Raw genomic sequence first — 9,486 nt, forward strand, 5'->3', positions numbered from 1 at the left:
CTGGGCTTCGCCTCCCTGCTGGCCTCCAAGCCGTGCCGCGAACGCGACCTGGTGCTGGCCATGGTGGCCGCACGCATCCTGTGCCCGGCCACCAAGCTGGCCACCACGCGGCGATGGCACACCAGCACCCTGGCGCAGGAGTTCGGCGTCGTTGACGCCACCGAAGACGAGCTGTAGGCGGCCATGGACTGGCTGCTCGCGGGACAGGACCGGATCCAGAAGAAGCTGGCCGCACGCCACCTCCACGAGGACGCGTTGGTGCTCTACGACCTCTCGTCGAGCGACGTCGAGGGCACCCACTGCTCCTTGGCCAAACGGGGCTACAGCCGCGATGGCAAGCGCGGCACGCGGCAGATCAACTACGGCCTGCTCACCGATGGTCGGGAGTGCCCGGTGGCGATTTCGGTCCATTTAGGGAACACCGCCGACAGCACGACCTTCTTGCCTGAGGTCACCCGCCTGCGCGAGCAGTTCGGCATCCCGCGCATGGTGGTGGTGGGGGACCGCGGCATGATTTCGCAAAAGGCCATCGATGCGATGAGCGAGGAGAGCGACATCGACTGGGTCACCGCGCTGCGCCGTACGTCGATTCGCGCGCTGGTGGAGCAGGGCCATTTGCAAATGGATCTGTGCGATGCGCAGAATCTGCTGGAGATCAGCTCACCTGACTTTCCCGGTGAGCGGCTGGTCGCGTGTCGCAACCTGGAGTTGGCCAAGTTGCGGGCCCACACCCGGGCGGATCTGTTGGCCGCGACGGAAGCGCGTCTGCAGAAGATTCAGGCCCGGGTGCAGGCGGACCGACTCGCCGGCAAGGACCAGATCGGGGTGGAGGCCGGCAAGGTGGTCAACCGCTACAAGGTGTCCAAGCATTTTGCGCTCACCATCACCGATGACGCGTTGCACGTGGCGCGCATCCAGTCGCACATCGATGCCGAGGCCGCCTTGGATGGACTGTACATCATTCGCACCTCGGTCCACGCCAAGCGCATGGATGCGGCGACTTGTGTGCGCACGTACACGTCGCTGGCGCAGGTGGAGCGGGCGTTCCTGTCGATGAAGACGATGGACTTGCAGGTGCGCCCGATGCATCACCACCTGGAGGGCCGCGTGCGCGCACACCTCTTGGTGTGCCTGTTGGCCTACTACGTGGAGTGGCACCTGCGCGAGGTCTGGCGCGCGCTGACGTTTGCGGATGAAGATCAGGCCGCCAAGCGCACCCGCGACCCGGTGGCGCCGGCCACACGCTCGGCGGCGGCCCAGAAAAAGGTCGCCCGCCGCACCCTTGATGATGGGTCGCCGGTGCACAGTTTCCAGACGTTGCTGCAGGACTTGCACCCCATCGTGCGCAATACGTGTCGCACGCTCACGGGCGCCCAGGATGCGCCGATGTTTGCGCTCACGACGACGCCCACGCCGCAGCAACAACGCGCCCTCGCGTTAATTGAGACCATCACCCTGTAGACAGCACGTGGAACCCAAAAACAAGCGGTTTCATAGGGGAAACTCGCTTTTTGGGCGCAGGAACTTCAGTTTAGTCGGAACCGATCGCACTCGACAGCACGTGCGCCATCGGCGTCGTGCAGGCCTTGGCCGGCGACAGGATGCCGTCGTCAACGAGATCCTGCGCCATCGTCTGATCGCGCGTGATCTGGGAAAGCACGCCGTCGCGCCACACGTAGTAGCGCGAGTCGCCGACCTGCAGCAGGTAGTAGGTGGGCCACACGCCGATATACAGCGTGAGCGTGGTCGCCATCGTGCCGCGCAGCCCCTTCTCGTCGCGGCGCGCGCGCACTGCATCGTGCGCCTGCATCGCTGCGGATTACGGCAGATCGGTGAACTCGGCCTCGTCGGCCTTCGCGCCGTAATACACCGTGACGCTGCCGTCCACGTAGCGCATGAGCGACTCCAGCGCGATGGCACTGACTTCGGCTCCACCCCCGCCGCCCCCTACTCCATCGGCCACCTTGGCCACGTAGGCGAGTCGCTACCCGTCCAGGGGAAAGCGCTGCTCGATGTTCGGCAGGTTGGTGGAGATGACGTTGACGCGCTTGTGAAACGTGGCCATCAGGTAGTGATCCTGATTCTCCTTCCACACCTTACCAGTGTGCGAGAGACCGAACACGTCCATCTCGTCGTCGCGAGGTTTGCGGGGGGGGAGCTGCGGTTTCGCTCATATGCGTGGGAAGCGGGTCAACGCATGATAGCGCACAGGCCGAGCGGCGGCGAGAGATGAGAAGCCGGACTGAACCGCTGCACGTAGCTCGCACGGAACATGCACGGTGCGTCACGGTAGAGCGGAGCAAGGGAGGCTGACCTGCTCTGAAGATACTCTCCCCGACGAAGGATCACGAATGAAGTGGCAATACCTCTCGGCCGTCGCGCTGGTCGCCACGCTCGGCAAGCCCACGACGTCTGACGCGCAGTTCGTCATCTACACGAATCAGTCGACGTTTCTGGCGGCGATCACCGACCCAAGGGTCGATGCCTTCTCCGGTTTCCGCACCACGAGCGCCACCGCGTCGCCAATTTTTCGAACGGCTGGCGCGTACGGGTACACCGCATCCGTCAGTGATGTGGACGGCTTCTTCGGCGCGGGGAGCGCAGAAAATCCCTCGCTCTCCACCAATACGCCTACTGATGTCGTCACTTTCGCTGGCTTCACTGGCGGCGTTGGTGCAATCGGCGGAAACTTCTTCGGCACGAGCCTCGACGGCGCATTCGCGAGTGCAGACATCGTGGTCCGGTACGTGGATGTCACCGGCTCGCGATCTACAACATTGATGGGGCCGACGGCCGGCAGCTTCTTCGGGGTGGTGTCGGAGAGCCGCGCCATCAGCTCGTTCACCGTGAGTGCAGTCCAGACAGGAGAAGAGAACTTCCTCTTTCCCACTGTCGACAATCTCACCCTTGCCAAAACCACGGTGCCCGAGCCGGCTACGACCGCGCTGCTTGCGACCGGCCTGCTGGCCATCGGTTTCGCCGCCCGCCGCAAGCGCGCGCTGTAGGCTGCGCACTACGTCACTCAGGCCGAGAGCGCCGGGTAGTCGGTATAGCCCTTCTCGCCGGGCGTGTAAAACGTGGCGACATCCGGAGCGTTCAACGGCGCGTCGTGCTGCAAGCGCGTCACGAGGTCGGGGTTCGCGAGGGCAAGACGACCGAAAGCGACCAGGTCCGCGTCGTGCGACGCGAGGATCGCTTCGGCCTTCGCGCAATCGAATCCGCCCGAAGCGATGAACGTACCGTTGAACGTGGTGCGCAGCTGTGCTCGCAGTGACGCGGGTGCGTTCGGCGAACCCATCGACGCGTGATCGACGAGGTGGAGATGCACCAGTCTCAGGTCGCTCAGTCCCTTGGCAAGGGCCACGAACTGCTCGTCGATACCGACAAAGGCGCCCATGTCGTTGAACGTGCCGTACGGCGAGAGCCGGATCCCGACGCGTTCGGGACCGATCGCGCCCGCCGTCGCGGTGGCCACTTCCAGTGCGAAGCGATTGCGCGCGTCGGCGCTGCCACCGTACGCATCGGTGCGCTGGTTGTGGTTCGCGTTCAGAAACTGTTCGATCAGGTAGCCGTTGGCAGCGTGCAGTTCGATGCCGTCAAAGCCGGCCTCGATGGCCTTGGTCGCGCTGTGCGCGTACTCGGCCACCACCACCCGCACCTCATCTTCGGTGAGCGCATGCGGCATCGTGGCGGGCTGCAGCCCCTGGGCGTCGGTGTACACGGGGTTGGGCAGCGCGACGGCCATCGGGCCCACCACGCGGGCACCAGCCGGCAGGTTGAGCGCATTCGACGCCCGGCCCGTGTGCATCAGCTGCGCGAAGATTTTGCTGCCCTTGGCGTGCACGGCCGCCGTGACCGGTTTCCATGCCGCGACCTGCTCGTCGGAATAGAGGCCGGGAATGCGAGCGTAACCCAGACCGTCGGGCGCCGGCGAGGTCCCTTCGGTGATCAGCAGACCCAAGTCGGCGCGTTCAGCGTAATATGTGACCATGATCGGCGTCGGCACGTGCTCAGCCGTGGCACGGTTGCGTGTCATGGGGGCCATCACCATCCGGTTCTTGAGAGGAAGGCCGCGCAGGTCGTACGGTTCGAACAGCATTTTGAAAATCCCGCCGGGAGGCAGTAGAGTGGGACACGCCGGAGCGCGACGCCACCACGTTCGGCACGGAGCTCTTGGTGCGACTGAAGGCTGAGCCTGACGTGAAGCGGGCGGTCCACGCGTTCCTGGCGTCGTGGGTGGACCGCGTACACGTGCACCGAGGGACCGACCGGGTGCATGAGTGTCGCGAGCACGTTGAGTTGTAACGCATCACATGTGCCAGCAGCCGTGCAATACGCGATCGGCGCTGCGCTGCGCGGTTCGGCCGAAGCCATGGAGCGTCGCTTTCGTCGTGTGGTGAGCGAAGGACAGCTGCCGCCCTTACCGGCGAATCATCGTGTTGTCCAACAACTGCTGACGCACCACGGTCGCTTTACCGGCGCGCTCCAACGCCGCCCAAAGTCGCGCCACGGTCTCGCTATCTACCAAGCCCGCCGGTGAACCACCAACGGCGGGCGTGCCCATCTTCTCGCTTGTACGGAACACATCGACCGCGGCCACGGTCTCGGCCGTGAACAGATTCGCCTCAGGGCCGCGCGCGGGGAGCGTCTCGCCGCGCTTGTAGAAGCCGAGCGCCTGCAGCATCACCTTGAGCTGATAGACGTCGCCGCCGGAGAACTGCTCGAGCGTGCGGTAGCCTAGTGTCTGCGAGACGGCGTCGTAGATGCGACGGAGCTCGCCCACCGGATCTGCGTGCTCGCACACGTTGATGTTCGCTGTCTGGCCATCACTGCGCCGCGACATCGCAACGCGCGAATCGGCCACGACCACGGCCGCGGAGGTGCGCAGACCGTGCCGCTTGTCACCACCCAGCACGAAGCCGGCGTTCAATGCGGTGATCAGTCGATCGGCCAAATGGTACGGCGTGCCCTCACTCGCTTCGAAGCTCCGGGCCACGGCATCGATCACCTCGGGGCCCACGAGAATATTCCCTTGCGTCACGTAGTTCCTGCCGGCGCGATGTCCCGCCCAGGCATTGGGGCCGGTCCCGGTGTGCTGCGCCGAACGGCCGTCGATGGAGATCACCGCCACCTGTCGCGACTGAAAGCTGCTGTCGGCCGCGAGCGCGCGCTTGAGTGCCGCATCGGGAGCGTCGCCCTTGGCGAGCGCATCGAGCAGCTCGACGCCATACTCGGTGCGCGTACTGGCTTGGGTCGCCACTGCACCCACGCCTTTACGCACCCACGGCACGCCGTTGCCGACGCAGGGCACGCGCGTAGTGACCGCCACCCCCACTTCACCGGTGCGCGGGTCGATCGCGGCAATCGAGAAGGTGTGAAACACGAGCGAGTCTCGCCACGCATATGGCTCTTGCGCCTGCGCGGTACGCGGCATGGCGGTGAGCGCAATGTCGACGCTCAATGCGAAGGAAGCCACAGAAACGAGGCGCGAGCGTGACAGCATGGGGTGACCTGTAGACGGAAGTGACGTGAAGCGACGCGCGTCAGCGCGGGCCGGGGCCCAGGTACCGATCAAAATGGGCGACCAGCTTTCGCAGTAGATACGCCGCGTAGTACGGGCGTTGTGTCCAGCCGTGTGTCGCCGCTGGCGCGAAGGCGAAGTCGAAGTCCTTGCCCTGCTTCATGAACTCTTCCGCGAGCTCGACCGCCGACGAAAAGGGAACGACGTCGTCCTGCATGCCGTGGATGAGCAGCAGGTGATCACGCAGGTTGCCGGCGTACTGCAAGGCGCCGCGCGTGAACGTCGCGGGGTGCGACTGCGGACGACGCACAATGGCCACGTCGTCGCTGCCGAACAGGTACGGATCGGTGGCCGCCGCACCGGCCACGCCGGCCTGAAAGAGCCCGGGCTTCTTCAGCAGGGAATACACGGTGAGCGTGCCGCCATAGCTGCTGCCCCAGATGCCGAAGCGTGACGCATCGACAAAGGGCTGGGACTTCATGTACGTAACGGCGCTTTCGAGATCATCGAGGTCACCGCCGCCCCAATCCATCAGGAACTTCTCGCGGAACGCACGGCCGTAGCCGGTGCTGCCTCGCACATCGACCTGAACCACGATGTACCCTTTCTCGAGTGCGAGATACTGCTGTAGCATGCCATTCAAGCCGCCCCACCGGTTGCGCACGGTGTTCGAATACGCCGGCCCGAACAGCACAGGATAATGCTTGGTGGAGTCGATGTTGGGCGGAAAGAATACGCGAATGCGCAACGGCAGCGTATCACTGCCGTTCTTGATGTTCAGATACTGCGGCGCGATCCATGGCACACGTGCGAACGCCGGCGTAGTCGATGCCGTGATGCGGCGCTCTGTGGCGCCGGCGCGCACGTCGAGCAGGTACAGCTCGGTGGGCTGCGTATCACTGGACGACAACAACGCGATGCTGCGGCCGTCGGGTGACACGAAGGGCGTATGTGTGCCGGCTCTCGTGGTGAGCTGTTGCGGCACGTCACCGCGTGCACTCACGCGGAAGACGTGGCGCTCCGAGGGTCGTGGGGATGAGCTCACATAATCGATGCTGCCCGTGCCCGCGCGCGGGATGCCGGCGCCGGCCACATCGTGCGGCCCTGGCGTGAGCATCACGGGCGAGGTATCGCCGGGCACTACGCGATACAATCGGTAGCGGTCGTCGAGATCGCCGGTGAGTACGATGCTCCGGCCATCGGCGCTCCAGGCCGAGGCAATATCGTTGTACACACGCGTGTCGCGGTGGTCGCGCCACGCCACGCGGGGAGTCGGCGCGGCCGCCGTGAGCACATGAATGGTACGATCAATCGCATCATCGCTTTCGCGGTCGATCATCAAGGTGCCGGTAAGCGACCACGCCGCGTTCACCACGCGCGTGCTGCTGGAGTCTGGCAGCTCCACCATCGACAGCGTTCGGGCACCCACGTCGAGCAATCCGATCTTGCGCACTTCATTCGCTTGCCCTGGGGCCCCCCGTCGCAGCGTGTTCATCTGTACGGTGTCGCCGAGGTAATACGGCATGCTGAAGCGCGGTACGCCGCGTCGGTCGACATAGTGCACGGCAATCGTGCGCGAATCCGGAGACCACGCGTACGATGGCGACGGGCCACTCCACGTGGCGCCGCCGATTTCGACGTCCCGTCCATAATACGTGCCAAGCGGAATCGAGCCGATGGGCGCGACCGCGACGTTGGTCGCGCGCGTGGGAGAACCACGTGACGGCGAATCGCCCGCCAGCGGGAGCAGCCAAAGGTCGCCATCGCGCAGGAAGGACAGCGTGGCACCGCTCGGTGAGACCGCGAGCTCCGACAGCTCGCCACCGTCGGCGAGCAGCGAGGTCTGAGCGGCGGTGGCCACGTTCACACGCCAGAGCGAGTCCCGCTGCACAAACACGATGGCCGAACCATCGGGTGTCCAGACGAACTCACTCACGCGTGCCGTGGTACTCGCCGGCAACAATCGTCGCGGCATCGTACCCCCGCGCTCCACCAGCCAGAGGGATCGCGCCGGTTGCGCGCGATCGTTCCAGAGAAATGCCACCGCCTTCGAATCGGGAGACCATATCGGCGACGATGGCGCGGTGCCGGTCAACGTCGAGCCGGCGATGATCTGTTCGAGTGAAAGCGGTACACGCGCAGGCGTGCTCTGCGCGACGACCAGGCCGGGCAAGACCAAGCCGGGAACGACGGCTGTGATGACCGCGGCGAATGTGCGAGCGATGAAGTGCATTACTCGAACTTACCGCAAAATCATCCCGCCAGCACCGGTAGATGACGGATCTTCTCCTGCCACTCGCGCGGTCCGGTTTCGTGCACGTTACTGCCCGCGGCATCGACCGCCACCGTGACCGGCATGTCTTGCACATCGAACTCGTAGATCGCTTCCATGCCGAGGTCTTCGAAGGCCACGACACGGGATGAGCGAATCGCCTTCGACACGAGATACGCCGCACCGCCGACCGCCATCAGATAGGCGGCCTTGTGCTTGCGAATTGCTTCGAGGCCCACCGGTCCGCGTTCCGCCTTGCCGATCATCGAGATCAACCCCGTTTTGGCCAGCATCATCTCGGTGAAGCTATCCATGCGCGTGGCCGTCGTCGGACCGGCCGGACCAACGGCTTCGTCACGCACGGGATCGACGGGACCCACGTAGTAGATCACGCGATTGGTGAAGTCGACGCCGTCCGGGAGACATTCACCGCGCGCGAACAGGTCGGCGATGCGCTTGTGCGCCGCGTCGCGGCCGGTCAGCAGCTTGCCGTTGAGCAGCAGGCGATCGCCCGCCTTCCACGTGGCTACGATGTCGGCGGTGAGTGTATCGAGATCGACGTGCCTGGCGTTCACATCAGGACGCCACGTGACATCTGGCCAATCGGACAGACTCGGCACCGGCAGCGTAACGGCGCCGCTTCCATCGAGCGTAAAGTGCGCATGACGCGTGGCCGCACAGTTCGGAATCATCGCGATCGGCTTGGACGCGGCGTGGGTGGGGAAATCGAAGATCTTCACGTCGAGCACGGTGGAGAGGCCACCAAGTCCCTGCGCGCCGATGCCCAACGCGTTGATCTTGTCGTAGAGCTCGATGCGGAGCTCTTCGATTTTGTTTCGCGGACCGCGGGTCTTGAGTTGCGTCATGTCGATGTGCTCCATGAGCGATTCTTTCGCCATCAGCATCGCCTTTTCGGCTGTGCCACCGATGCCGATGCCGAGCATGCCCGGCGGACACCAGCCGGCGCCCATCAGCGGCACCGTTTTCATGACCCAGTCCACGATCGAGTCGCTGGGGTTGAGCATGGCGAACTTCGACTTGTTCTCGGAGCCGCCACCCTTCGCGGCCAGCTTCACCTCGATCGTGTCGCCCGGCACGATCTCGTAGTGCACGATGGCCGGCGTGTTGTCGCGCGTGTTCTTGCGCGTGAACGCCGGGTCGGCCACGATCGACGCACGCAATACGTTGTCGGGCTGCAGATAGGCGCGTCGCACGCCTTCGTTCACCATGTCCTCGACCGACATCGTCGCGTTCCAGCGCACGTTCATGCCGACCTTGAGGAACACCACCACGATGCCGGTATCCTGGCAGATGGGGCGATGTCCTTCGGCGCACATCCGCGAGTTGGTGAGGATCTGCGCGATCGCGTCCTTGGCGGCTGGACTCTGCTCTTTTTCGTAGGCGTCGCCCAGCGCATGGATGTAGTCCAGCGGATGGAAGTACGAGATGTGCTGAAGCGCGTCCGCGATGGACTGGATGAAGTCGGCTTGGGCGATGGTCGTCATGGTGCGAAAAGTATCGCCGATGGCCGGGTGTCGCACGACGGGGGCTCCGGCACAGGAAACTCGCGCTTGAGTCCAACCGCATTGGTGACGAACTTAAGTGGGTCTCCCCCCGACCCCAGTGGAGCTTCCCTGCCCATCGAATTCGTCTACGCCGCGGCCTTGGCCATGCTTCTGGCACAGCTGCAGGA

The 9,486-nt window shown here is 64.6% G+C and carries 9 protein-coding genes; 2 read left to right on the top strand and 7 right to left on the bottom strand.

All coding sequences use genetic code 11. The features are described from left to right. Positions 1–183: 183 nt before the first annotated feature. A complete protein-coding gene (locus tag ACESNG_RS00840; RefSeq protein ID WP_373067314.1) occupies positions 184–1,461 on the top strand; it encodes an IS1634 family transposase in 1,278 nt (425 codons plus the stop codon). A 70-nt stretch (positions 1,462–1,531) separates the two neighbouring features. Here the strand turns inward: ACESNG_RS00840 and ACESNG_RS00845 are convergent, their stop codons facing one another. Genes ACESNG_RS00845 through ACESNG_RS00855 form a run of 3 tightly spaced genes read right to left on the bottom strand, consistent with a single transcriptional unit; the run spans position 1,532 to position 2,122 of the window. Next, positions 1,532–1,810 (bottom strand): PP2C family serine/threonine-protein phosphatase, encoded by a 279-nt coding sequence (locus tag ACESNG_RS00845; RefSeq protein ID WP_373067316.1) that lies wholly within the window; start codon positions 1,808–1,810, stop codon positions 1,532–1,534. A 9-nt stretch (positions 1,811–1,819) separates the two neighbouring features. Further along, positions 1,820–1,972 (bottom strand): hypothetical protein, encoded by a 153-nt coding sequence (locus ACESNG_RS00850; RefSeq protein WP_373062504.1) that lies wholly within the window; start codon positions 1,970–1,972, stop codon positions 1,820–1,822. 12 nt (positions 1,973–1,984) lie between these two features. After that, positions 1,985–2,122 carry a hypothetical protein gene (locus ACESNG_RS00855; protein ID WP_373067319.1) on the bottom strand — a complete coding sequence of 46 codons (138 nt, stop codon included), beginning with the start codon at positions 2,120–2,122 and terminating at the stop codon, positions 1,985–1,987. A gap of 229 nt (positions 2,123–2,351) precedes the next feature. Here ACESNG_RS00855 and ACESNG_RS00860 point away from each other — a divergent pair, with 229 nt between their 5' ends. Then, positions 2,352–3,005, top strand: coding sequence for a PEP-CTERM sorting domain-containing protein (locus tag ACESNG_RS00860; protein WP_373062508.1), 654 nt, complete (start codon positions 2,352–2,354; stop codon positions 3,003–3,005). 17 nt (positions 3,006–3,022) lie between these two features. On the opposite strand, the gene ACESNG_RS00865 is transcribed toward ACESNG_RS00860, so the two are convergent. From ACESNG_RS00865 to ACESNG_RS00880, 4 genes are all read right to left on the bottom strand, one after another. Next, a complete protein-coding gene (locus ACESNG_RS00865) occupies positions 3,023–4,099 on the bottom strand; it encodes an alkene reductase (RefSeq protein ID WP_373067321.1) in 1,077 nt (358 codons plus the stop codon). A gap of 321 nt (positions 4,100–4,420) precedes the next feature. Further along, complete coding sequence (locus ACESNG_RS00870) at positions 4,421–5,503, bottom strand: DUF1028 domain-containing protein (RefSeq protein WP_373067323.1); 1,083 nt, start codon at positions 5,501–5,503, stop codon at positions 4,421–4,423. A gap of 40 nt (positions 5,504–5,543) precedes the next feature. Then, positions 5,544–7,754 carry a prolyl oligopeptidase family serine peptidase gene (locus ACESNG_RS00875; RefSeq protein ID WP_373067326.1) on the bottom strand — a complete coding sequence of 737 codons (2,211 nt, stop codon included), beginning with the start codon at positions 7,752–7,754 and terminating at the stop codon, positions 5,544–5,546. Positions 7,755–7,774: 20 nt separating this feature from the next. Next, the gene (locus ACESNG_RS00880; RefSeq protein WP_373067328.1) at positions 7,775–9,298 is read right to left on the bottom strand and encodes a fumarate hydratase; all 1,524 of its coding nucleotides are present in this window, start codon (positions 9,296–9,298) and stop codon (positions 7,775–7,777) included. Positions 9,299–9,486: the final 188 nt, after the last annotated feature.

The organism is Gemmatimonas sp., from assembly GCF_041689975.1.
Taxonomy (GTDB): domain Bacteria; phylum Gemmatimonadota; class Gemmatimonadetes; order Gemmatimonadales; family Gemmatimonadaceae; genus Gemmatimonas.

What these genes read in the sequence shown, in the direction of transcription:
- ACESNG_RS00840 (WP_373067314.1), top strand. Translation starts at nt 184, where the DNA reads ATGGACTGGCTGCTCGCGGGACAGGACCGGATCCAGAAGAAGCTGGCC.
- ACESNG_RS00845 (WP_373067316.1), bottom strand. Translation starts at nt 1,810, where the DNA reads ATGCAGGCGCACGATGCAGTGCGCGCGCGCCGCGACGAGAAGGGGCTG.
- ACESNG_RS00860 (WP_373062508.1), top strand. Translation starts at nt 2,352, where the DNA reads ATGAAGTGGCAATACCTCTCGGCCGTCGCGCTGGTCGCCACGCTCGGC.
- ACESNG_RS00865 (WP_373067321.1), bottom strand. Translation starts at nt 4,099, where the DNA reads ATGCTGTTCGAACCGTACGACCTGCGCGGCCTTCCTCTCAAGAACCGG.
- ACESNG_RS00870 (WP_373067323.1), bottom strand. Translation starts at nt 5,503, where the DNA reads ATGCTGTCACGCTCGCGCCTCGTTTCTGTGGCTTCCTTCGCATTGAGC.
- ACESNG_RS00875 (WP_373067326.1), bottom strand. Translation starts at nt 7,754, where the DNA reads ATGCACTTCATCGCTCGCACATTCGCCGCGGTCATCACAGCCGTCGTT.
- ACESNG_RS00880 (WP_373067328.1), bottom strand. Translation starts at nt 9,298, where the DNA reads ATGACGACCATCGCCCAAGCCGACTTCATCCAGTCCATCGCGGACGCG.